22 protein-coding genes and 3 pseudogenes are annotated in these 23,548 nt (G+C 61.3%); 14 read left to right on the top strand and 11 right to left on the bottom strand.

Going from position 1 to position 23,548, the window contains the following annotated elements:
- Nucleotides 1-16: 16 nt before the first annotated feature.
- From OCK02_RS21170 to hutW, 4 genes are read right to left on the bottom strand one after another with little or no spacing between them, the layout of a single operon-like run.
- On the bottom strand, nt 17-391 hold the full coding sequence (locus OCK02_RS21170; protein ID WP_263814728.1) for a hypothetical protein: 375 nt from the start codon (nt 389-391) through the stop codon (nt 17-19).
- 12 nt (nt 392-403) lie between these two features.
- Nucleotides 404-1,078, bottom strand: a complete 675-nt coding sequence (locus OCK02_RS21165) for an NAD(P)H-binding protein (protein WP_263814727.1) — start codon at nt 1,076-1,078, stop codon at nt 404-406.
- A 1-nt stretch (nt 1,079) separates the two neighbouring features.
- On the bottom strand, nt 1,080-1,610 hold the full coding sequence (gene hutX / locus OCK02_RS21160; protein ID WP_263814726.1) for a heme utilization cystosolic carrier protein HutX: 531 nt from the start codon (nt 1,608-1,610) through the stop codon (nt 1,080-1,082).
- 36 nt (nt 1,611-1,646) lie between these two features.
- Nucleotides 1,647-2,996 carry a heme anaerobic degradation radical SAM methyltransferase ChuW/HutW gene (gene hutW / locus OCK02_RS21155; RefSeq protein WP_263814725.1) on the bottom strand — a complete coding sequence of 450 codons (1,350 nt, stop codon included), beginning with the start codon at nt 2,994-2,996 and terminating at the stop codon, nt 1,647-1,649.
- Between the two features lie 223 nt (nt 2,997-3,219).
- On the opposite strand from hutW, the gene OCK02_RS21150 reads away from it, so the two are divergent.
- The 9 genes and pseudogenes from OCK02_RS21150 to OCK02_RS26235 all read left to right on the top strand — a co-directional run.
- Nucleotides 3,220-3,360, top strand: coding sequence for a hypothetical protein (locus OCK02_RS21150; protein ID WP_263814724.1), 141 nt, complete (start codon nt 3,220-3,222; stop codon nt 3,358-3,360).
- A gap of 116 nt (nt 3,361-3,476) precedes the next feature.
- A complete protein-coding gene (locus OCK02_RS21145; RefSeq protein WP_318530148.1) occupies nt 3,477-4,472 on the top strand; it encodes a LacI family DNA-binding transcriptional regulator in 996 nt (331 codons plus the stop codon).
- 54 nt (nt 4,473-4,526) lie between these two features.
- Nucleotides 4,527-5,762 carry an ABC transporter substrate-binding protein gene (locus OCK02_RS21140; RefSeq protein ID WP_263814723.1) on the top strand — a complete coding sequence of 412 codons (1,236 nt, stop codon included), beginning with the start codon at nt 4,527-4,529 and terminating at the stop codon, nt 5,760-5,762.
- A 100-nt stretch (nt 5,763-5,862) separates the two neighbouring features.
- Complete coding sequence (locus OCK02_RS21135; protein WP_412178881.1) at nt 5,863-6,777, top strand: carbohydrate ABC transporter permease; 915 nt, start codon at nt 5,863-5,865, stop codon at nt 6,775-6,777.
- A gap of 11 nt (nt 6,778-6,788) precedes the next feature.
- Entirely contained in the window at nt 6,789-7,652 is an 864-nt protein-coding gene (locus OCK02_RS21130) for a carbohydrate ABC transporter permease (protein ID WP_263814778.1), read from the top strand.
- 14 nt (nt 7,653-7,666) lie between these two features.
- A complete protein-coding gene (locus OCK02_RS21125; RefSeq protein ID WP_263814721.1) occupies nt 7,667-9,589 on the top strand; it encodes a glycoside hydrolase family 127 protein in 1,923 nt (640 codons plus the stop codon).
- Between the two features lie 10 nt (nt 9,590-9,599).
- Nucleotides 9,600-10,682, top strand: coding sequence for an ABC transporter ATP-binding protein (locus OCK02_RS21120; RefSeq protein ID WP_263814720.1), 1,083 nt, complete (start codon nt 9,600-9,602; stop codon nt 10,680-10,682).
- A 446-nt stretch (nt 10,683-11,128) separates the two neighbouring features.
- A complete protein-coding gene (locus tag OCK02_RS21115; protein ID WP_263814719.1) occupies nt 11,129-12,184 on the top strand; it encodes a Fic family protein in 1,056 nt (351 codons plus the stop codon).
- Nucleotides 12,185-12,399: 215 nt separating this feature from the next.
- Nucleotides 12,400-12,525 (top strand): annotated as a pseudogene (locus OCK02_RS26235) (IS3 family transposase); the annotation flags it as partial.
- A gap of 47 nt (nt 12,526-12,572) precedes the next feature.
- Here OCK02_RS26235 and OCK02_RS21110 read toward each other — a convergent pair.
- From OCK02_RS21110 to OCK02_RS21090, 5 genes are read right to left on the bottom strand one after another with little or no spacing between them, the layout of a single operon-like run.
- Entirely contained in the window at nt 12,573-13,160 is a 588-nt protein-coding gene (locus tag OCK02_RS21110; protein WP_263814718.1) for a DJ-1/PfpI family protein, read from the bottom strand.
- Between the two features lie 60 nt (nt 13,161-13,220).
- Nucleotides 13,221-14,189 (bottom strand): substrate-binding domain-containing protein, encoded by a 969-nt coding sequence (locus OCK02_RS21105; protein WP_263814717.1) that lies wholly within the window; start codon nt 14,187-14,189, stop codon nt 13,221-13,223.
- A 29-nt stretch (nt 14,190-14,218) separates the two neighbouring features.
- Nucleotides 14,219-15,214: an ABC transporter permease gene (locus tag OCK02_RS21100; RefSeq protein WP_263814716.1), complete on the bottom strand. Its 996-nt coding sequence runs from the start codon at nt 15,212-15,214 to the stop codon at nt 14,219-14,221.
- Nucleotides 15,180-16,769 (bottom strand): sugar ABC transporter ATP-binding protein, encoded by a 1,590-nt coding sequence (locus OCK02_RS21095; protein ID WP_263814715.1) that lies wholly within the window; start codon nt 16,767-16,769, stop codon nt 15,180-15,182. The genes OCK02_RS21100 and OCK02_RS21095 overlap by 35 nt, the downstream gene beginning before the upstream one ends.
- Entirely contained in the window at nt 16,766-17,479 is a 714-nt protein-coding gene (locus OCK02_RS21090; protein WP_263814714.1) for a GntR family transcriptional regulator, read from the bottom strand. The genes OCK02_RS21095 and OCK02_RS21090 overlap by 4 nt, the downstream gene beginning before the upstream one ends.
- 73 nt (nt 17,480-17,552) lie before the next feature.
- On the opposite strand from OCK02_RS21090, the gene OCK02_RS21085 reads away from it, so the two are divergent.
- The 4 genes from OCK02_RS21085 to OCK02_RS21070 are packed head-to-tail and all read left to right on the top strand — an operon-like array spanning nt 17,553 to nt 22,113.
- The gene (locus OCK02_RS21085; RefSeq protein WP_263814713.1) at nt 17,553-18,557 is read left to right on the top strand and encodes an Ldh family oxidoreductase; all 1,005 of its coding nucleotides are present in this window, start codon (nt 17,553-17,555) and stop codon (nt 18,555-18,557) included.
- Nucleotides 18,558-18,578: 21 nt separating this feature from the next.
- Nucleotides 18,579-19,778 carry an iron-containing alcohol dehydrogenase gene (locus OCK02_RS21080; protein WP_263814712.1) on the top strand — a complete coding sequence of 400 codons (1,200 nt, stop codon included), beginning with the start codon at nt 18,579-18,581 and terminating at the stop codon, nt 19,776-19,778.
- A gap of 14 nt (nt 19,779-19,792) precedes the next feature.
- Nucleotides 19,793-21,256, top strand: coding sequence for an NAD-dependent succinate-semialdehyde dehydrogenase (locus OCK02_RS21075; protein WP_263814711.1), 1,464 nt, complete (start codon nt 19,793-19,795; stop codon nt 21,254-21,256).
- A 17-nt stretch (nt 21,257-21,273) separates the two neighbouring features.
- Nucleotides 21,274-22,113, top strand: a complete 840-nt coding sequence (locus OCK02_RS21070; RefSeq protein ID WP_263814710.1) for an alpha/beta hydrolase — start codon at nt 21,274-21,276, stop codon at nt 22,111-22,113.
- Between the two features lie 199 nt (nt 22,114-22,312).
- Here OCK02_RS21070 and OCK02_RS21065 read toward each other — a convergent pair whose 3' ends face one another.
- A complete protein-coding gene (locus OCK02_RS21065) occupies nt 22,313-22,651 on the bottom strand; it encodes a hypothetical protein (RefSeq protein ID WP_263814709.1) in 339 nt (112 codons plus the stop codon).
- 60 nt (nt 22,652-22,711) lie between these two features.
- Between OCK02_RS21065 and OCK02_RS21060 the strand changes: the two are divergent.
- Nucleotides 22,712-22,828 (top strand): annotated as a pseudogene (locus OCK02_RS21060) (integrase); the annotation flags it as partial.
- Between the two features lie 381 nt (nt 22,829-23,209).
- Here OCK02_RS21060 and OCK02_RS21050 read toward each other — a convergent pair.
- Nucleotides 23,210-23,503: pseudogene (locus tag OCK02_RS21050) on the bottom strand (DUF982 domain-containing protein); the annotation flags it as partial.
- Nucleotides 23,504-23,548: the final 45 nt, after the last annotated feature.

The following is a 23,548-nucleotide window of genomic DNA, read 5'->3' as shown; positions in this document are numbered from 1 at the left end:
TTGCCGTGGTCGAGGATCACTTGCCGTTGCCGGCCATGTCCTGTGTCGATGTCGTGCAAAAATGCCGCTGTCCCTCGGACGTCGGCTTGCGCTCCTGCGCCTGACGACAATCCTCGGCGCTCTTCACTTTGCCGACCACTGCAAGATCGCCGTCAAAGCTCACAAGGAAGTCGTAGCGCGGTGCACCCGCGGGAGGATCGTGGTCGAAGAGACCGAACTGCGCTTCGCTCTTGAAACAGCCGGCCTCTCGCAGCGTATTGCTGCTTTCGAGAATCGGCCGGATGCGCTGGAGGCGCTGCTCGCACTCCCCGATCGTATCTACGTTGACGAAGCTGGAGGACAGATCGCCGCTTGGCAGCAGAGTCAGGATGATCATGACGATGGTGTTCATGCTTGCCTGCCTCTAGTTCGCCAAGGGGAATGGGTGCACGGCATTCACGCAGTTCATGCGTTGGTCGTCGACCGCCGCAAAAGCGTGACCGGTGGTTGCCGGGGTGCGCAATGCTCGGCCGACCAATTGCGCGACATCCTGCCGGTGAATGAACCCGTGTATCTCCGGGTCTTGCGCCAGGATACCGCGGCCGGTCGCCGGCTCGGACAGTAGCCCACCGGGCCGCACGATCGTCCAGCGAAGGTTGCCTGCCTTCAGCCGATCCTCAGCGATTGTCTTGGCATCGACCGCTGCGCCAAATGCCGCGACCGCCCTTGCCGAACGGTAAGGCGCCATGTCGCCGCACCCGATCGACGTGACCAGCAGAAAGCGCCCGGCTTTGCCGGATAACTCTGCCTCCTCGATGATGTTGATGTTGCCAATGTCGTCGGCGCGTCGCCCGTCCTCTTCCTGCCCGCCAAGGGTGGAGACGACGTCGTGTTCATCGGCGAGTTGCGCGAAGGCCCGCGTGACATCCCCCCGCTCCAGCGCATTGCCGCGTAGCACCTGTGTGCCTGTCGCTGCCAGCGCTTCGGCATTGGAATTTTGCCGCACTACGGCGACGACCGGCCTGCCAGCCGCGCGCTCGATCCGCGCCAGTTCCAGTCCCACGCCACGGCTTGCGCCGAAGATCAGCAGCGGACGCATCTCAAGCGTTCCCGGCCGTTTCGGAAAAAAGATTTTCCAGTCGGTCGAAGCGTTCGATCTGTTCGGCCTTCAGGCGGCGGTTCTCATCGCGTCCGACGTAGATCTTGAAAATGGCTTCGCCACCGGCATTAAAAAACTGGATCGACAGGGTCTCCATGCCCATGAAGGGGCGGCGAACGAAGAAGATGGACTTGCAATTTTCCGGGCGGAGATGACCTGAGAGACCGGTCTTTCCACCCTGCAGATTGTACATGCCATGACCGGTGCGCCCCTTGGGGAAGGGGCCGGAGAACTCCACGACCGCATCCTTCGAATGGCAAATGAAGGTGATATCGCCCCAGTCGGCGACATCGCTCAGCACGTCTACGAAGCAGTTGCCGTCAACGCGTGTAAGGCCGGACGGCACGCATTCGATCACTGTCTGGACAGGAACTGCATACTCGCTGGCAATCATTTCCAGAATACCGTCCGGCTTATCGGCAAGTGCCTGACGGATCCGCTCGATCTTTTCCGCGTGGCTGAGATGCTGCATGGCAGTGACTCCATTTCTGCTTGAGTACGGGTTATTTCAGACCGCGTCCGTGGACGGACGCAGCGTGTTTTCGACAATGTCGTGGAAGGCGGACACCAGGTTTCCGTACCAGAAGCGCCCAGCCACGGTGAGGTCGATGACGTTGTCTGGGAAGGACAACAGGCCGGCGCGCTGCCATTGGGTCAGAAGCGGACGCAGGACCGCCGTCATTTCACAACCCGCAAGGATGTCCAGCCGGCCCAGTTCGAGATGGCCAACCTCGAATCCCGCCGTCACCATGTTGCGCAAGGGCTGGAGATCATCGGAGACGGCCATCATGCCAAGCGGCTTGCGGCCGGCGCTCACGTCTTCATCGTATTGCTTCAGATCTCCGGTCAGAGCATAGCTGTGTGTGCCGATCGTACCCCCGGCACCGGAACCAAAGGCGATGCAGTCGGCGCCCTCCTTGATCAGCAGGTTGTAGAGGTTCCTTTCGCGCGTGGCGCGTCCCCAGTGGTTGTTGCTGATCTGGCGCCAGCTCCTTTGACGAAAGAACTCCACTCCAACGCGATAGTACTCACCAATCTCGGAGAGACCGGGGGCGGACGGAAACTTGCCGGCATTGATGGCTGTGAACAGCGGAGTGCCAGGAATGAGATTGAGGCCATACAGATCGATACCATCCGGTGCGATCGCCGCCGCGGTCTGCAGATCCTGCTGCCAGACGTCCAACGTCTGTCCCGGCAATCCGTACATCAGGTCGATGACCAAAGCAGCGCGATCCCGGTCCCGAAGATTTTCGAGAAACGTTATCGCCTCCTCGCGGCTCGACCGCCGACCCTGCCGTCTCCGGACATCGGTATTGAAGCTCTGAATGCCGATGGAGAAACGGTTGGCGCCTGCCTCTAGGCAGGCGTCGATCTTTTCCGGATCGAAATGGATAATCCGGCCTTCGACAGTGATCTCGCAATCCGCCGCCAGAGGCAGCTCGGCCCTGACGGTAGCGATCAGACGGGAAAGTTCGGTGGCGCTGAGGGCCGTCGGGGTACCCCCGCCGAGGTAAACGGCATGAATCGGATTGCCCGCTACGGCCGGCGCGGACGCCTCACGCCTGATTTCCTCGATGACCCGGTCGGTATAGGTTGCGCCGACGTCCGGCACATAGGCATTGCGGTAGAAACCACAGAACAGGCAATGGTTTGCGCAGAACGGAACATGGATATAGGCAAGCCGCTTTTGACGCTGAGAGGGGTGCGACGACAACCGTTGCCACGCGGCTTGAATGTCTTCGCCCGGAAGCCGCTGCTTACCCCTGAACGGCATGACTGCGCTACGGCGAGCGAAAGCGTCGCGCAGGGGGACGGCGCTACCGTCTTTCGCAAAGTAGCGAGCGATGCCCTCGACCAATATCATTCCGTGCCCCAGAAAACCCTCTTGCAGGCAAACTAGCCGAAACAAACATGACGAATTTGCTCCAGATCAAATAATATGAGTTTTCGAGTCATCTTATTTCGACGACTTGTGACCTGCCCGAGGCTGAGGCTGTAAGCATCCGCCGGAGGCCGCAGGTCGGGCCGCCTGAGCGTTCAGCGCCTTTGGTGTCTAATTCTACGAAAGCAATGGCTCCAGCTTGCTGACGAATTGTTGGCTCGTTGCTGGCGGCCAGTTGAAGCTGCCCGTCGAGGGTGTGTTCGGGTTCAAGCAGATCATCGATGCGGTCAAGGCTTCGCTCATGCCCGGCAAGCTTGGCAAGGTGCTGCTGAAGCCCTGAGAGCATCCGTCGGATATTTTTGAGAAAAGCTTTTCTCATGTTGACATTCGCCCTGCGCAAAGGTTTTCTCATGCTCAATTGGATGGGAGACCGAGCTGAGCAATCAACGCACTAGAATTGGACGCGCGACGATCCACGACGTTGCCCGCGCCGCCGGGGTCAGTGTCTCCACCGTCTCAAAGGCGCTGAACGACAATGGCCGGATGGCGCCCGAGACACGCGTCCGGATCAAACAGGTTGCCGAGAATATCGGCTTTCGCCCGAACGCCCTGGCACGCGGTCTGCTCTTCAACCGTTCCTTCACGATCGGCCTTCTGACGAACGATACCTATGGTCGCTTCACGCTGCCTGTCATGGCCGGTGTCTCTGAGGCGCTGGTGGACAAGGGCGTTTCGGTTTTTCTGTGCGCTATCGAAGACGACCCGGCGCTCGGCAAGATCCATGTCGATGCGATGCTAGACAAACAGGTGGACGGCATCATCGCCACCGGCAAGCGCATCGACCGCTCGCTACCGGTCGTTCTTTCGGGACTTCCGGTTCCGGTTGTCTACGCCTTCACGGAGGGCACGCCGGATAGCGTCACCCTGACCTCTGACGATGCGCAGGGAGCGGGGCTTGCAACAAATTGGCTGCGCAAGCTTGGGCGAACGCGGCTGGTACATATTACCGGGCCGCAGGAATTCGCCTCCGTGCGTGAACGTTCCCTGGCTTTTCGAGCCCATGCCGGCAGCGATGCTGCTGTGCTCTACGGCGTATGGGCAGAGCGGTGGGGCCACGAAGCTGTCGCCAGCCTCTGGAGCCAGGACAGCGAAAAGCCGGACGGCATCTTCTGCGGCAACGACCAGATCGCGCGGGGTGTCATCGATGCCCTGCGCGAGCGCGGCGTGTGGGTACCGGAGGACGTCTCGGTCATCGGCTTCGACAACTGGGAGATCATGGCCGATCAGGCGCGCCCGCCGCTCACCTCGGTCGACATGAATCTGAAGGAACTCGGCCGTGAGGCCGGGCGCACCGTGCTGGCGCTTGCCGAGGGCAAGACCATCGAACCTGGCCTGCGCAAGCTGCCGTGCCGGCTTGCCGTTCGGCAATCCTGTGGAGGCGGGAAGGCCTGAAATCGAGTGAGGAGAAGGGAGCGTCGCATACGCCCCGAAAATGAGGAGGAAGTTATGCTCAAGAAATTTTTGTCCGCAACATGCCTGTTTTCCGTCGCAATACTGTCCACCGCTTCGGCGGAAACGATTTCCATGTGGGTCCGCTCGGGTATCGGCGATTCCGTCAAGGAAGTGGTCAAGGCCTACAATGCCAAGGGCGGCGATACGGTCGAACTGACCGAGGTGCCCTTTGCGGAACTCATCCAGAAATATGCGACCGCAATCGCGGGTGGCCAGGCGCCTGACGCACTGTCTCTCGACCTGATCTATACGCCGGCCTTCGCTGCAGCCGACCAGCTTGAAGACCTGACCGACTGGGCGAAGTCGCTGTCCTATTTCAATTCGCTGGCACCCGCCCACGTGAAGCTCGGAACATACAAAGACAAGATATACGGCCTGCCGCTTTCAGTGGAGACCTCGATCTTCGCCTGGAACAAGGACCTCTACAAGAGGGCCGGTCTCGATCCGGAGAAGGCGCCTGCGAACTGGGAAGAGATCACCGCCAATGCGGAAAAGATTCGCGCGCTCGGCGACGATACCTACGGCTTCTATTTCTCCGGCGGCGGCTGCGGCGGCTGCATGATTTTCACCTTCACGCCGCTCGTCTGGGGCGCGGGTGCCGACATCCTGTCCGAAGACAGCAAGACGGCAACGCTCGACACACCGCAGATGCGCACGGCGGTCGACTTCTATCGCAACCTTGTTGCCAAGGACACGGTTCCCGCCGGTTCGGCCAGCGACAACGGCGTCAATTTCCTGTCGATCACCAATGGCAAGATCGGCCAGCAGAGCCTCGGCGCCTTCGCCATCGGCACACTGGTCACGCAGCACCCGGAGATCGATTTCGGCGTAACGCTGATCCCCGGTGTCGACGGCAACCCGTCGTCCTTTGCGGGCGGCGACAATTTCGTCGTGACCAAAGGCACTGCACGGCTCGATAACGTGAAGGCGTTCCTGGAATACATCTATTCCGTCGAAGGCCAGAAGATCATGGCCAAGTTCGGCAGCCTGCCGACACGCTCGGACATCGCCGACGAGGTCCTTGCCGGCCTCGATCCGCGTCTCAACGTCGCCATGAAGGCGGTTTCGGTGGCCAAGACGCCTTATACGCTGCAGTTCAACGACCTCATCAATTCGGCGAACGGCCCGTGGGCGACCTTCATCAATGCCGCGATCTACGGCGACGATGTCGATGGCGCGTTCGCCAACGCGCAGTCGGAAATGCAGTCGATCATCGACGCGGCGCAATAAGCCGCGCCGAGCGGAGCGGGCCACTCTCCCGCCCGAACCGCGGGAGGAGCCGAAAGGCTCCTCCTCGGTCCAGCCAATCGAAAGCGAACGTACCATGACGATGCCCAAAGCCGCATCCAGGCCGCCCCGTGCGCGGCGCAAGCGAAAAAGATCAGGTCTTTCAGGCCTCCTCTACATCGCGCCGGCCATGGCGCTGGTCACGGTTTTCTTCTTGATTCCCGTGCTCTTCACGCTCTGGATGAGCCTGCATCGCTGGCCGCTGCTCGGCGCGCCGCGCTGGATCGGTCTGGGCAATTATACCCGCATGCTGACGGATGCGCGCTTCTTCACCGCCCTTGGCTTCACGGCGCATTATACCGTGGTGGTGACGATCGCCATTTTCGCCGTCGCCTTTCCGCTCGCCTTCTTTGTCGAGAAGCAGAGACGCTTCGTCTCGGCCTATCGCACCATCATCTTCCTGCCCGTCGTCGTCGGCCTCGCCTCCGCCTCGCTGCTATGGGTTTGGCTTGCCAATGTCGACAGCGGGCTGTTTGCCCCCCTTTTCCAGGCGCTCGGCCTGACGGCCGGCCGGGTGAACCTGCTGGCGACCTTCGACATGGCCTTCCTCACCGTCATCGTGATGGTCGTGTGGAAGATCGCAGGCTTCACCATGATCATCCTGCTCACCGGCCTGCAGGCGATCCCCGCCGAGTTGACGGAGGCCGCGCGCATCGATGGCGCGCGCCGCTGGCAGCGCTTCCAGCACCTGACTTTGCCGCTGATGCGCCGCACGCTGGCGCTCGCCCTGATCCTGTCGATCACCGGCTCGATCCTCGCCTTCGACCAGTTCTACATCATGACGTCGGGCGGGCCGCAGAACCGAATGATCTCCGTGGTCTACTATATCTTCAACCAGTCCTTCGTGTCCTTCAATCTCGGCTATGGCGCGGCGCTCTCCATCGCGCTCCTGACCATCCTCGTCGCCATCAGCATCGCGCAGCTCTGGCTGCTCAAGGTGGGAGAAGAGCGCCCATGACCGCCCGCCCCATGACCACACGCCAGCAGATCCGTGCCCGCAAGGCACTGTGGAACCGCATCGCCTATCATGGCGTCGGCATCGGAACGGCGTTCTTCTTCCTTGCGCCGTTTCTCGTCAGCTTCCTCGCCTCCTTCCGCTCGAACAGCGAAAGCGGCCAGCCGCCCCTGCCGCCGTGGCCGACCTCCGGCATCAGCATCGATGCCTACCGGGCGCTCGACGGGTTCGGCTCCGGCGTGTGGCAGCACACCGTCAACTCGATCGTCGTGTCGCTCGGCACCGTCGTATTGACCGTGGCGGTCAGCGTGCTCGCCGGCTATGGCTTCTCGCGCTACCGATTCCCGTTGAAGAACGCGCTCTTCGTGCTGATCATCGCCACGCTGATGATCCCGTTCCAGTCGATCCTGACGCCACTTTTCATCATCCTGGCGAAGCTCGGTCTCAACAATTCGCTGTTCGGGCTGATGCTGATCTATGTGACACTGCAACTGCCTTTCTCGGTCTTCATGATGCGCAACGCCTTCGATGCGGTGCCCAAGGAGATCGAGGAAGCGGCGCGCATCGACGGCGCGCGCGACCTGAAGCTGCTTTTCCGCGTGCTGATGCCGCTTGTCATGCCGGGCATCGCGACGGTCTCGATCTTCGCTTTCCTCAACGCCTGGAACGAGTTCCTCGCCGCCCTCGTGCTCTTGTCCAGCAACGAGAACTACACGCTGCCGGTCCTGATGACGGCGGTGCGCGCGGGGCGGCTCGGCGCCATCAACTGGGGTGCCGTTCAGGCCGGCGTCACCGTCATGGTCGTGCCCTGCCTTTTCGTCTTCCTTCTCCTGCAACGCTATTACATGCGCGGCCTGATGGCCGGCGCAGTGAAATGAAAGAAAGAGAGCTCATGAGCAAGACCCGCAAAGACCGCCAGTTCCGTCCCGTCGCCGTTCCCGATGTCGAGGTAGGGGGCTTCTGGGGCACATGGCAGGATGCCGTCTGCGATTCTACCGCCGAGGCGCTGCTCGACCGCTGCGTGGATGCCGGCATGGTGCAGGCCATCGATGTCGACCAGCCGAGCCCCGGCATCGTCATCCCGATCCTGGACTGGGGCGGCTCGACACAGATGTTCTGGGACTCCGATCTCGGCAAGTCGATCGAGACCATCGCCTATTCGCTCTACCGCAAGCCGAACGCCAAGCTTGAGGCGCGGGCGGACGCGATCATCGACCTCTATGAAAAGCTGCAGGACAAGGATGGCTACCTGAATGCCTGGTTCCAGCGCGTGCAGCCGGATCGGCGCTGGACGAACCTGCGCGACCACCACGAACTCTATTGCGCCGGCCATCTGATCGAGGGGGCGGTCGCCTACTACCAGGCGACGGGTAAGCGCAAGCTGCTCGACATCATGTCGCGCTATGCCGACTATATGATCGAGGTTTTCGGCCGTGGTCCGCAACAGATGCCCGGCTATGACGGCCATGAGGAAATCGAGCTGGCGCTGGTTAAACTTGCGCGTGTGACCGGTGAAAAAAAGTATCTCGACCTCTCGAAGTTCTTCGTTGACGAACGGGGAACGGAGCCGCATTTCTTCACGGTCGAGGCCCGGCGCGACGGCCGCGATCCGAAGGACTACATCCAGAAAACCTACGAATACGGCCAGGCGCACCTTCCGGTCCGCGAACAGAAGAAGGTCGTGGGCCACGCTGTGCGCGCGATGTACCTCTATTCGGGCATGGCGGATATCGCCACCGAATACAACGACGACAGCCTGACGGACGCGCTGGAGGTGCTCTGGGACGACGTCGTCACCAAGCAGATGTATATAACCGGCGGCATCGGCCCGGCTGCCTCCAACGAGGGCTTCACGGACTATTTCGACCTGCCGAACGACACCGCCTATGCCGAGACTTGCGCCTCGGTCGGGCTGGTCTTCTGGGCGAACCGGATGCTTGGCCGCGGACCGGACCGGCGCTATGCCGATATCATGGAGCAGGCGCTCTACAACGGTGCCCTGCCGGGCCTCTCCATCGACGGTAAGACCTTCTTCTACGACAATCCGCTGGAATCGACAGGCAAGCACCATCGCTGGAAGTGGCATCATTGCCCCTGCTGCCCGCCGAACATCGCCCGGCTCGTCACGTCGATCGGCTCCTACATGTATGCGGCGGCCGATGACGAGATCGCCGTGCATCTCTATGGCGAGAGCACCCTGCGCTGCACGCTGGCCAACGGGGCTGATGTGTCGCTGAAACAGACCACCCACTATCCCTGGGAAGGAAGCATCGCCTTCAACGTCCAGCTTTCGGCGCCCGCGCGCTTTGCGCTGTCGTTGCGCATTCCCGAATGGGCCGAAGGCGCGACGCTCAGCGTCAGCGGGAAGATGCTCGACCTTGCGGCCATCACGGCGGATGGCTATGTTCGCATCGAGCGCGAATGGGCCGATGGCGACAGGGTGGCCCTGTTCCTGCCGCTGTCGCTTCGGCCGCAATATGCCAATCCAAAGGTCCGGCAGGATGTCGGCCGTGTCGCGCTGATGCGTGGCCCGCTCGTCTATTGCGCGGAAGAGGTCGACAATGGCGGCGACCTGAACGCCCTCGTTGTTCCCGCAACCCTGCCGCAGGCGCAGACCGAAGTGCTGCCCGGTCTCAACGGCGCGGTCGCCCTCGATCTGACGATCGAGCGGGAGGATGCGTGCGACTGGGGTGAAGCGCTCTACCGCACCACGCCGGCCGGCCGCAAACCGGCCTCGCTGCGCCTCGTGCCCTATCATCTCTGGGACAACCGCGCGCCGGGCAGCATGCTCGTCTGGCTGCAGGCCGGCAAATAGGGCGACTCTCATGAAGAACGAAGCACGGCGCACGAGCCTGACCCTGACGGATGTGCGCAAGAACTATGGCAGCCTGGCGGTCATCCACGGCGTCGACCTGACGATCGGCGAGGGCGAGTTCGTCGTCTTCGTCGGCCCATCCGGCTGCGGGAAATCTACACTCCTACGCATGATCGCCGGGCTGGAGGAGGTGACCGATGGAGAAGTCGCCATCAAGGGGCGCGACGTCACCGACCTGGACCCCTCGGACCGCGGCATCGCCATGGTCTTCCAGTCCTATGCGCTCTATCCGCACATGACGGTGCGCGACAACCTGGCCTTCGGCCTGAAGATGTCGCGTACCGAGGCGGCAGAAATCGACCGCCGTGTCGGGCAGGCCGCCGCGATCCTCAAGATCGAGCATCTCCTTGACCGGCGGCCGGGCCAGCTTTCCGGCGGCCAGCGGCAGCGCGTGGCGATCGGTCGGGCCATCGTGCGCGAACCGGATGTCTTCCTGTTCGACGAGCCTCTGTCCAATCTCGACGCGGAGCTGCGCGTCTCAATGCGCATCGAGATCGCCCGGCTGCACCGGGACCTCGGCAATACGATGATCTACGTGACGCACGACCAGACGGAGGCCATGACGCTTGCCGACCGTATCGTCATCCTGCGCGATGGCCGCATCGAGCAGGTCGGCACGCCGCGGCAGGTCTACGAGGACCCCGCCAACACTTTCGTCGCCGGTTTCATCGGCTCGCCGCGCATGAACCTGCTGCAAGGGACATGGAGCGAGGGCGCCGTCCGCCTGGGCGAGACGCGGCTGCCCGCCCCGCCGCTTCAGGCGACGCTTGCCGAAAAGGCGCCGCTGATCTTCGGCATACGGCCCGAGCATATCCTGATCTCGACGGAGGGCGAAGACGGCCTGCCTGCCACCGTGGAGTTCACCGAATATCTCGGCGGCACCTGCTACGTCTATTGCCGCCTGGCCGAAGGACAGGGCGTCACCATCGAAAGCCGGGGCGACCTGCAGCCTGCAAACGGCGACCGGATCCGGCTGGTCTTTCCCGCCGCACGAAGCTTCGTCTTCGACGGGAAGGGTGCGCGCGTCCGATAAGCTGCCGTCTCGACGGTGTCCCGCGCAAACGGGCGCTGTGGCGACGAACCTTTGCAGGGAGTTCTGAGCCGAGCGCCACCACCATCTACCGTGCGCATGCCATACATCTTGTTACGGGGCGCTTGTCGATACGGCCGCCTGTGCTGCACACTAGGCAGGTCGTGCGTCAGGGATGGCGCCCCGCTGCTTTTGGCCCTTGAGCGGGATCGAACCTACGACCCCGCTGCTCTTCCGCGCTGATCTCATCCGAACTCCTAGAGACGTCAGAGACTTGGAAATCCTCGTCCTCGGTCGCCAGTGCCTTGCCCAGCATAGGAGGACCGAACAACCACTCATCTGACTCACGACTGACAGATCAGACAAACTCTCCGTCGAGATTGGATGGAAATGGATGGATAAATAGTGCATAACAGCGTTGCGGGAATTGGGTGGGAATGGATGAGTAAATGGAACTTTTAAATACGGTGACCGTCCGGATCACGCCTGAAGTTCTGTCGCTGATCGCCGAAATTGACGAATTCAAGGGTGCTTGGCGTGCGATCGGCCGGATCGCGCCCGAGCGGTTGTCCAGCCTCCGGCGTGTGGCCACGATCGAAAGCGTCGGTTCCTCCACACGTATCGAAGGGGCACGCCTCACCGACCGAGAGGTCGAAAAGCTTCTGGCAAACATCCGCTTGGGGTCGTTTACGACACGCGACGAGCAAGAGGTTGCCGGCTATGCGGAGGTGATGGAGACGATCTTCAGTGCTCACGAAGCTATTTCGTTCACCGAGAATCATGTCCGTCAGCTCCACCGCGACCTTCTTTCGCACTCGACAAAGGACGAGCGGCATCGCGGCGCCTACAAAACCCTCTCAAACAACGTGGAAGCGTTCAACGAACAGGGCCAGAGCCTCGGCATAGTGTTCGAAACGGCATCACCGTTCGATACGCCGCGTCGAATGGAAGAACTGATCGCCTGGCTGGATGAGCAAGGGCGAGAAAAGCGACTCCATGCACTTTTGGTCGTCGCGATCTTCGTTGTCGTTTTCCTGGAAATCCATCCATTCCAGGATGGCAATGGCCGCCTATCGCGTATTCTGACCACCTTGTTGCTCCTGCGGGCCGGCTACGCTTACGTCCCCTACAGCTCGCTCGAAAGCATCATCGAGCAAAGCAAGGAGAGCTATTACATCTCGCTTCGGCGCACGCAGGGAACGATACGCAACGCCGAGCCCGACTGGAATCCCTGGATCGAGTACTTTCTGAGAGCGCTGCATCGGCAGAAGACGCGACTTGAGAAGAAAATGGAGCGCGAGCGTATTATCCTCGCCGACATGCCGGAATTATCCGTGACATTGCTCGCGTTGGCACGCGAGCACGGGCGGATTACGGTCGCGGAGGCTGCACGGATCACCGATGCAAGCCGTCACACCATTAAGGATCATCTCAGGGCGCTCGTGGATCAAGGGCACCTCGTCCTGCACGGTGCCGGCCGCGGCGCCTGGTACGGTCTTTCATAATGAAGGGGTGTCAGGCCGATCTGAATGGATTTGCTCTTGATGGGATGTGAACCTTCGTGACGTCAATGGAGCCCCAACTCCTGGCAGTTAATGGTCTGCAATAACGCGAAATTTTAGTCGAGTGTGTCTTCCAAAACGATCCTGGCCATGACCGCATCGGGCCATTGGCGATGGCGATCACGCCCGACCCTCCCGGTCGAGCTGCACCCTGCCCTGGCGTTGCGCCCGATCTTCTTTTTCGGCGGCGCAGGCTCTTGAGTGAGGGAGATCCTGCAGCTAGGGATTTTGACAAGCCGGTTGTCGACGGACGTAAAGAAGTTCTAAGATCGAGTCCGCGAGTGCCCCCGCGTCGAAACGCGGGGGCGGATCGTCGTGTCCTGCGCGTAGATCAGGCGTGCGTGATCTTCGTTCCGAGCACGTTGAGGCACTCGCGCATAAAAGCGGCAAGCCCGGTCCAGCCCTTGGCCGAGACCATATTGCCATCAACGAAGGCTTCCGTCGGCTTCACGTCGATATAGGTGCCGCCGACTGCCGTCACTTCAGGTTCGCAAGCGCCGAGGCCGGCGACCTTTCGACCCTTGAGCACACCGGGAACGGCCATGAGGATCTGCACGCCATGGCAGATCGTGAAAATCGGCTTGCCGGTCTCGTGGAAATGGCGAACCATATCCTGGATGCGCTTGTCGGTGCGGATGTATTCGGGGCCGCGACCGCCTGCGGCATAGACCGCGTCGTATTCTTCGACCCGAACCTCGGAGAACGTCTTGTTGATGTCGGCATAGTGACCGAGCTTTTCCGTATAGGTCTGGTCACCTTCGAAATCGTGCAAGGACGTCTTGATGCGATCGCCGGCCTTCTTGTCCGGGCAGATCACGTGGACCGTGTGGCCCACCGCTTCCATCCCCTGCTGGAAGACGAAAATCTCGTATTCCTCGGTGAACTCGCCGGTCAGCATGAGGATCTTCTTGCCACTCATGTCAAATCTCCTGTTTTTCAATGATGGGGCGATGCCCGGAATTGCCGGGATCGCTAAGGGTCAGAACGGGGAATTGGGGAAGTAGAACTGATCGGCGTTGTCAGGCGTGATCAGCGGAGCTCCAAGCAGGAAGGAACCCCGCACCGGCGCCTGCCCGTTGAACTGGGCCGCAGTCATGTAGATGGCGGACTTGATCATCGACGGCGGATAGGGCGTCGAGATGGGCGTGCGCTCGTTCTTCTCCTTCACCATCTCGATGACCTGTTTCATGCCATTGCCGCCAAGAGCGTATTTGATGTCCTTGCGGCCAGCATTGTCGACAGCCTCGATGACACCAAGCAGCATATCGTCGTCGTTTGCCCAGACGGCATCGATCTTCGGATACTTCGCCAGATAGTCCTGCATCAGCTTGAAGGCTTCATCCTGGTTCCAGTTGGCATACTGGATATCGAGTATCTTGATGTTGGTCTTGGCGATGACATCAGAGAAGCCCTTGATCCGCTCGTCGTCGATCACGGTCGGAATGCCACGCAGCACCACGATCTGCCCCTCGCCGCCGAGCTTATCGGTGAGCCAGTGCGCCGTGTTGGCGCCGACCGCGATATTGTCGCCGGCCACATAGAGATCCTGGATCGACGGATCCGTGAGGCCACGGTCAACCACGGAGATGAAGGTGCCCTTCTGCTTGATCTGCTCGACCGGCCCAGTCAGTTCCTCCGAGGTGAAGGGCAGAATGACCAGCGCATCGAGCTTACGGCTTGCCGAGAGGTCTTCCAGTGCGGAAACCTGCGCGGGAGCCGAAGAAGCGGTGGACAGAACGACATCGATGTTGGGGAATGCAGCCTCGATTTCCTTTTCGGCCTGCTCGGCGTGATAGACGACCCCCCCGGTCCATCCGTGCGTCGCCGCAGGAATAGAGACGGCGATGGTAACCTTCTCACCTTCGGCCTGTGCGCTGCCAAGCGGCAGAGCCAGGATTAGTGCGGCAGTCGACAACAACAGGCCGGCTTTCTGCATGATAGACTTCATTTTCTCCTCCTTTGAAGTCAGTGCTGTTTTCAGCGGTTGGCGGTAAAGCGATGCGCCAGCATGGCGATGATGATGATCGCGCCCTGCACGGCGGCGACGAGGTATTCGGAGACCATGTCCGACAGGACCATGACGTTGGCGATGACCTCGAGAATGAGTGCGCCGGCCACGGTGCCGCCGATGCGCCCTCGCCCACCGCGCAGAAGGGTGCCGCCGATCACGACGGCGGTGATCACTTGCAGTTCCCAGAGCTGACCGGTAGTCGGCGTCGCAGCACCAAGGCGCGGCACATAGCAGATGGCGGCGACGGCGACGCAGACACCCTGGATGACATAGGCAACGGTGCGGACGCCCGCGACATTGACGCCGGAAAAGCGTGCAACCTCGACATTCGAACCTGCCGACGTAAGGCGGCGACCGAACTTCGTCTTGTAGAGCAGGAACGCACCCACCATCACCACGACGAACGTGATCAGGACCGGATAGGGAATGCCGAACAGGCTGCCGAAATAGACCGGCCGATAGGCCTCACGCAGGCTCCGGTCGATCGGCAGCGAGCCGCCGTCCGTCATGAAGGTGATGAATGCCCGGAAGATACCCATCGTGCCGAGCGTCACGATGAAGGGTTCTATTTTCCCAATAGTCACGATGAGCCCGTTGAAAAGCCCACACAGCGCACCGACGACAAGCGCCACGCCTGCCCCCATCGGAAGGGCCCATGTCCCGAACGCCGGCGCGAGATGGTTCATCGCCATGATCATGATGCCCGTGACGAATGCCATCATGGAACCGACCGAAAGGTCGAGGCCGCCGGACGAGATGACAAAGGTTGCTCCAACCGCGATGATCGCGATGAAGGCGCTGCGCGTGATCACATTGATCAGGTTTGCAGGCGCAACGAAGTTGGAATTCACCATCGCTCCCAACAACACGATCACGGCCAGAGCAATGAATGGTGCAAGCTCTGCCCAGCGGATGCAGCTTCGTTCGTCAGTCAGGGTGATGGTTGCGGTCGCTGCGGTCATGTTCGTCCTCCCGGTCACCTGCGTGCCCACCAACGGTGGCTGCGTAGACGACGTTTTCCTCATTGATTTCTGCGCCGCGAAGTTCGGCCACGATTTTGCCGGTTCGCATCACCAGGACACGGTCGGCGAGCCCCACCAGCTCCGGCATTTCCGACGAGATAACGATGCAAGCCTTGCCTGCCCGCACCATGGCGTCGATAAAGTCGTAGATCTGGCTCTTGTTGCCGATGTCGATGCCGCGCGTCGGTTCATCGATGATCACCACCGAGGGATCGGCAAGCATGACCTTGGCGAGCAGCAGCTTCTGCTGGTTCCCCCCCGATAGTTTTCCTGCTTCGAGGCGAAGAGAACGGACGCGGATATCGTAGTCCGCCACCGTTTTCTCAAGGCGGGAAAGCTCTCCCCTCTTGTCCAGAACAGAACCCGGATTGACGGAGTCGAGCGCCTGAAGCGTCAGGTTCGGGCCGAGCTTCTCCTCCAGAAGAAGGCCCTTTCCCTTTCGATCTTCGGTCAGATAGACGAGACCGGCTTCCATCATCGTGCGGACCGACCGATGCCTGATCTCCTCGCCGTTGAGAACGACATTGCGCACCTGCGAAGGACGAAGGCCCATCAGCCCTTCGATGAGTTCGGTGCGCCCCGCGCCGATCATGCCGCCGATGCCGAGCACCTCACCCGGCCGGACGTCGAAGCTGACACCGTCGGAACCATGATCGACCGCCAAATCCGTAACGGAGAGGATTGGCGCGTCTTCGGTTGGAGGACGCTTATGGGGATAGAGCATCTCCAGTTCGCGCCCGACCATCAGCTCGGCCATTTCACGCTGGCTGAGGCCTGCGGCTGGCCAGGTGCCGATCATCCGGCCATCACGCAGAACGGTGATGCGGTCGGCAAGCGCTTGCACCTCATCGAGGCGATGAGAAATATAGAGCACGGCCACGCCGTGGTCGCGCAGCATACTTACGATGTCGAGCAACGCCGCGACCTCTTCATTGGCCAGGACCGCCGTCGGCTCGTCCAGGATGACCACTTTCCGCTCATCAAGGAGTGCGCGTGCGATCTGCACGAGTTGGCGTTGGGCAAGCGGCAACTCACCGACACGATCTCGCGGACGCGCCGTTGAACCGACTTTCGCGAGAAGTTCGGCGGTCCGGCGGTTCATCCCGCGATCATCGACCATCAGACCGCGGCCCATTTCACGCCCCAGAAACAGATTTTCCGCGACCGTAAGGTCCGATGCCAGCAGAATTTCCTGGTGCACCAAAACGATGCCGGCTTGCTCCGCCTCCACCGCGTTTCGAAATTCGATCGGCTTGCCGTCCAGAAGCAACCGCCCTTCCGTCGGCGCGACGTAACCGGACAACAACTTCATGAGCGTCGACTTGCCGGCACCGTTTTCACCGATGATGGCGTGAACCTCTGCAGTACGTACATCAAGCGTGACATCACAAAGGACGGTGATCTGGCCGTAAGCCTTGCCAAGATTTTCGGCCTGAAGGGCCGCCGCCGTATCCACCGGCGGCGCGAGGGATTGAGGAGAGAGGACCGCGTTCATTCGAAGGCCGAAAGCAGCCGGTCGCGCGACCGTTCGATGTGAATGCGCATGGCGTCAGACGCCGCCTGCGGATCACCCGATCGAAATGCGGCGAGCAGGTTTTCGTGCTCCTCGAGAGCCTCTTGCGTTACCCGCGTGTGGAACATCAGCCGGAAAATGTGCAGGTGAACATGCTGGTTCGACAGCGTGTTGCGGATGACCTCATTTCCGGCGATCTTGAGAATCGCATCATGGAAATGCGCGTCGGCGCGGGCAAAGCGCGAATAACGCGTATTGCGATCGACGGGTGCCGCGCCGTTACCCATGTCCGCAGCGGAGTTTTCAAGCTGCTGCAGTGCCTCCGAGGTCATGTTGACCGCTGCCAGCCTGGCAGCTTCCGGCTCGACCAGCAGGCGGAAAACGTAGAGATCCTCGAACTGCTTCCTGGTCCACTGCGGCGCGGCGCTATAACCGACAAGATGCTCTTTGCGCACAAGGCCTTCGCGTTCGAGACGGCTCAAGGCCTCGCGGATTGGCGTCTGAGAGACGCCGATCTCACGGGCGAGCACGTCGACCGGAATCCGGGCACCGGGCGCGATCTCCAGGGACATCAGCCGATGATAGATGTTGTCATAGACGCCATCGACCACACTGCTCGGTCGAAGGCTTGCCCCTCGGGCTTCCCGTTCCGCTGCAAATGCCACTTCCGTTCTCCAGCTGCTTCTTGACATGCCGATATTTGTTGCAAATAAGATATCGCATGTCAAATATAATATCGTATATGATCTGATATAGGATTTAGAGATGAAACTCGCGCCGGAACGGCTCAGGGGATTGGCGAGCGCGCTCCTCGAAACACACAACGTCCCTTCAGCCCATGCTCGCCTTCAGGCTGATCTTCTTCTGGAAGCCGAATTGCGCGGCCTGCCCTCTCATGGCCTGCAACGGCTGCCGCTCATTCTTTCACGGCTGGAAAAGGGCTTGGCCAATGGGCAGGCACTCGGAAGCGGAACATGGCGCCGACGCTCATTTCTTAGCGTCGATGGCGAGCGCGGCCTTGGGCCGGTGGTGGTCATGCAGGCCTTGGAAGCCATGCGCCCCGTCGTGGGCGAGACAGGGATCGCCATCGCCGCGATCCGCAACGCCAACCATATTGGCATGCTCGCCTATTACGCGGAAGCGGCGGCGCGGAGCGGCCTCATCGGCATCATCATGTCGACCAGCGAGGCGCTCGTTCACCCCTTCGGCGGAACGCAGGCGATGCTGGGCACCAATCCCGTCGCCATCGGAATCCCTTCCGGCGATCAGTCCTTCGTCCTCGATCTCGCGACGAGCGTCGTCTCCATGGGCAAGATCAACCATCACGCAATGCGTAGTATGCCCATCCCGCCCGATTGGGCTGTGGACGCAGGGGGCCGATCGACAACGGATGCGAACGCGGCCAGGATGGGTGCCATCGCCCCGTTCGGCGGCGCCAAAGGATATGGGCTGGGCCTTGCGATCGAGCTTCTGGTCGCCGCCCTCGCCGGCTCCGACCTCGCACCCGATGTGCACGGCACGCTCGACGATAGCCACGTCGCCAATAAGGGCGACCTCCTCATTCTCATCGATGCGGCAGCGGGAGACGTCAGTATCCGCTCGATTGCATCCTATCTCGACCGGCTGCGCGACTCTCGCCCGTCCGATCCCGCAAGCCCGGTAGCCGTTCCCGGCGATGGCGCGCGCCAGCGCCGCGCCGCAACGGAACGCTCGGGAATAGAGCTGCCCCAACCTCTTTTGGAACACCTTTTGGCCCTTGAAGCCGCCTGAATTTATCGGAGGAGAAACAGAATGAACCTTTTCGGCACATTGAGAGCGCCGCGCGAACTGCTCTTCGGCGCGGGGCAGCGACATGCTCTCGGCAGCATCGCTGCAAGGCTCGGCCGGCGTGCGCTTGTCATCACGGATACACGCCTTGCCGCAGATGCCGACTTCCGCATGCTCGTCAGACAGCTCGAAGAAGCCAATATAGCGGTCGCCACTGATAGTTCGACCCTCCCGGACGTTCCCGTCGAATCCGCCATACAAAGTGCGGAAAATGCCCGAAATTTCTCGCCCGACCTCGTCATCGGCATCGGCGGCGGCTCGTGCCTCGACATGGCCAAATGCGTGGCCCTGCTTCTCACGCATGGGGGGCGACCACAGGACTATTACGGCGAACATACCGTGCCCGGCCCGGTCATGCCGCTGATCGCTATTCCCACCACTGCCGGTACCGGTTCGGAAGTAACACCCGTCGCCGTGCTCTCTGATGCCGAGCGAAGCTTGAAGGTCGGCATTTCAAGCCCGCACCTCATCCCGACCGTCTCCATCTGCGACCCGGAGCTTACCCTTTCTTGCCCACCCGCGCTGACGGCGATCGCCGGAGCCGATGCATTGACGCATGCACTCGAGGCCCTCACCGCGATCCGCCGCGACGCCGTTCCCGGCATCGCACAACAGCGCGTCTTCGTCGGCAAGAACGAGCTGTCCGATCAGTTCGCGCTCAGCGCCATCTCATTGCTCTGGCAGGGCCTGGAAGCGGCGTGCACGAATGGCGGCGACCGTGCGGCACGCGAAAAAGTCATGCTTGGCGCGACGATGGCAGGGTTGGCCTTCGGCGTGGCGGGAACCGCCGCCGCTCATGCAATTCAGTATCCTGTCGGCGCCCTCACCCATACCGCGCATGGTCTCGGCGTCGCCTGCCTCATGCCCTATGTCATGACATGGAACGCACCCGTCATCCGCGACGAGCTTGCCAGGATAGCGCAGGCAGCGGGGCTGTCAGGACCCGACGATGTCATTCCCGCACTCGCTTCCCTCTTCGCCCGGATCGGCATCCCGCCGACGCTGCAAGACCTTGGGCTTGAAGAAAGCCGGCTTGCCTGGGTGGCCGAACAGAGCATCGGCATCGCGCGCCTCATCCAGAACAATCCCCGCCCGTTGAACCTCGACGAAATGCGAAACCTTGTCACCGCGGCCTACCAGGGCGACCGTTCGAGCCTGAATTGAAAAGGATTCCCACCATGACGTTCCATGCCAAGATCACCGGCTATGCCGATCCCGCCCTGCATGCCGAAGGCCTCTACATCGGCGGCAAATGGCACCAGGGCGACGGAATAGCGGTCATGAATCCGTCCACGGGTGAGAAACTGGCCGACGTTGCGGATGCTTCCGTTGAGGATGCGATGCGCGCCGTCGATGCCGCAGAGGCTGCAGCCTCCGGCTGGCGGGCCACGTCGGCCCGGCAACGTTCGGAAATCCTCCGCCGCTGGTTCCAGCTGATGACGCAGCACGCCGAGGAGCTTGCCACGCTTATCGCTCTGGAGAACGGCAAGGCGCTACCCGACGCGCGCGGCGAAGTCGCCTATGCCGCCGAGTTTTTCCGCTGGTATGCGGAAGAGGCAGTCCGTGTACCCGGCGAATACCGGCACACGCCTTCCGGTTCGCATCACATCCTCGTTGATCACGAGCCGATCGGCATTGCCGTGCTGATCACACCCTGGAATTTTCCGGCCGCCATGGCCACGCGCAAGATCGGCCCTGCACTGGCGGCCGGCTGCACGGTAATCCTGAAACCGGCATCCGAAACGCCGCTGACCGCCTACGCCATGGCTCGCCTTGGCGAAGAGGCTGGCGTGCCGCCTGGCGTCGTCAACGTGCTCACGACGAGCAAACCGGGCGCGGTCACGAATGCCATGCTTGCCGACCCGCGTGTGCGCAAACTTTCCTTCACAGGCTCAACGGGTGTCGGCCGGACGCTTCTCGCAGAAGCCGCGAAATCAGTCGTCAGCTGCTCGATGGAACTTGGCGGCAATGCCCCCTTCCTCGTCTTCGACGACGCCGACCTGGAAGCCGCCCTCGACGGCGCGATGATCGCCAAGATGCGCAACGCCGGCGAAGCTTGCACCGCCGCCAACCGCTTCTATGTCCAGGCCGGCATACACGATGCCTTCGTCGCGGGCCTAACGGCGCGCATGGCCGCGCTGAAGGTGGGACCGGGATATGATCCCGCCACGCAATGCGGCCCCATGATCACCACGAACGCCGTCCGCAAGATCGACAGGCTCGTCACCGATGCGGTCGCCCTGGGCGCACGCGCGACCACCGGGGGCAAACCTCTGACGGAAAACGGTTATTTCTACCCGCCGACGGTCCTCGAAAACGTGCCCACAGACGCGAAGATCGCGCGTGAGGAGATCTTCGGGCCGGTCGCGCCGGTCTACCGGTTCGAAAGTGAAGATGAGGCCGTCCGGCTTGCCAACGACACCGAATACGGCCTCGCCGCCTACATCTTCAGCCAGGACCTGAAACGCGCCATGAGGGTTGGAAAACAACTCGAAACAGGCATGCTCGGCATCAACAGGGGCCTCATGTCCGACCCCGCAGCCCCCTTCGGCGGTGTCAAGCAGAGCGGCCTCGGCCGTGAAGGCGGCGTTACCGGCATACTGGAATTCATGGAGGTCAAGTATTACGCAGTGAATTACTGACCGTGAAGGAAACCACAATGACGCCCCAGGACCTCTACCGGATTCGGGATTTCGTTCCCGATTTCGATTCCGTTGCCGCCGAGTTTGCAGAACGCAGCCGGAAACTTTCGGAGACGGCGGAGGTTTTGACCGATATCCCGTACGGGTCGCGTGGCAGGGAGGTCCTGGACGTCATTCTGCCTCCGCGCCTCAAGGCCGGTGCGCCCCTGCATGTATTCGTCCACGGCGGTTACTGGCGCTCCGGTGAAAAGGAAAACTATCGCCTCGTCGCTGCGCCGGTCCTTGCAGCCGGCGGTGTCGCCGCAATCGTTGAATACGATTTGATGCCGGGCCAGCGCCTCGAAGTGCTGGTCGACCAGGTGCGGCGATCCGTGCTCTGGCTCGAGAAACATGCCGGAGATTTTGGTGCGGACCCTCGAAGGCTCACGGTCAGTGGCCATTCGGCAGGCGCGCACCTGGCGTCTTTTCTCGCGGCGACGGGCCCAGAGGAAACAGCGAGCCCACCCCTCCCCTCCATAAGCGGACTTCTGCTCGTGAGCGGCATTTACGATCTCTCGGGAATTCCGGACAGCTTTCTGCGCGACGAGGCCAAAATGACGCCGGCGGAAGCGGCGGCATGGTCGCCTCTAACCTCAAGCCAGCATCCTTGCCCTCAACGGATCATCGCATTCGGCGCAGAGGAAACACTCCCTTTCCACAAGCAGGCGGCGGCTCTGAATGCACAGCTCCAAGCACACGGCAGCGCCTCCGAACTCCTACCCGTGCCCAATCTCAACCATATGAGCGTCGTCCTGGATCTGGCCGATCCCGCAGGCCAATTGGGCAGCCGTGTCGCCAACATGATCTCATCGCTTTGAGATGAACGGACTTGCGTGAGATCAACGCGTTACCTGAGAACACGTGGGGCCGTTTGTGGAAATGGCTGAAAGCAACGGGGGCGTGACTAGGTCGTAGCCACCCCTCTAGAGGCGCACCGCCCCCTTTTCGCCGTAACTGGCAGCATGAAGAAGACCAGAACGGCGAGAACACCGATCAAGCCGGCGGCGGTCCCCACTTTTACCAAGACAGGAAGGACCATCTAGCCGCCCGGCGGTCAATGCCAAAGCCTGAATTGCATCCATAGCAGCCGTCATCTCGAGCGAGCTCAGTATCGAGAATGACAACGCCTTCGATGCCCACAGCAACCACCTGAAGACCTGGATCACGTGCTTGGCGAGGAAGATTGCGCGGCGCGACATCGGCAATGACTGGTGTCGCCACGAACACCCAGCCAGCAGCTACAGCTGAAGAGGCAAAGATCTCATGGTCTGTCTCGGCATACGCTTTCCCGACAGCAAGCTCGCAGCGGATGTGACCCCGCTCATACGCGACACGGAAACCGAGCTGCTGTTTCACCACTCGCGCAAGCACGGGGGGTGTTTTCGATCGTGAACTGCTCTACGTCGCCTCTTCGGCGAGGTCGATTGGCGCTATGTTCAGAGGCAGTTCGGCCATACCTCTGGCGAAATGACCCGCCGCTATCAGCGCCTGCGCGACAGGTTCCGGATGAATCTCACCAAGGCTGCAGGTCTACAGCCAATTGCTGTGCGGCAGAGAACTAAGCAAAGAACCCAGAAGACCGCCGATCTACACCCTCGCCTGCGAAACGGTGATCGGAGCCTCTCGTCCTCTAGGCCCCGTGGCGGAGGTCGAGCTCCCTCAGCGCCGACTGCAGCTCATCTGTCGTCATGGGCTCGGCGAGGCCTGGGATTTGGCGAAGCCCAGGTTTCGATTCGACCGAATAATAGTCTGACGCCCAGGCGGCAAGAATAGCTCTCTTGTCGTCGATTGAAAGAGCTCGCGCATTGACGATGTCGGCTGGGCGCCGAAGCTCAGTCTTGCCGTTTATCAGGACCGCCGGCCCACATCGGCAGCTATCTGTAAAAGTGCATCCAGCATATTCGCGCCTGATCGTATATGGGGCTCGCGGTCACGCCGTCGTCGGTCTGCGATGACAGGTTCACCCGAGGGTACCAAGAGGTCATGTTTCTCGGCAAAAGCAGCATAGAGACCGCGAGCGGTCTCGACCTCCACCTCCCCTCGCAGGGCTGCGCGACAGGCGTTAAGCGCTAGGGTGTATGAGGCGTCCTTGTTCAGGTGCGGCCACTCGATCAGATGCCTATATGCCTCGCCCGCGGTCCGGATTTCCATTGGAAACCCAAGACCAATCAATATCTGGACAGGTCTCGCAAACACATCGGGTTTCATGGTTTCCTCCTTCCCAACCCGTTATGCCGTGGGGCGCCGCTCCAC

Source organism: Rhizobium sp. TRM96647 (assembly GCF_025780115.1).
Classification (GTDB): domain Bacteria; phylum Pseudomonadota; class Alphaproteobacteria; order Rhizobiales; family Rhizobiaceae; genus Mycoplana.
Note: the sequence above shows the minus strand (reverse complement) of the source record. Positions and strands in the feature narration are given on the sequence as shown.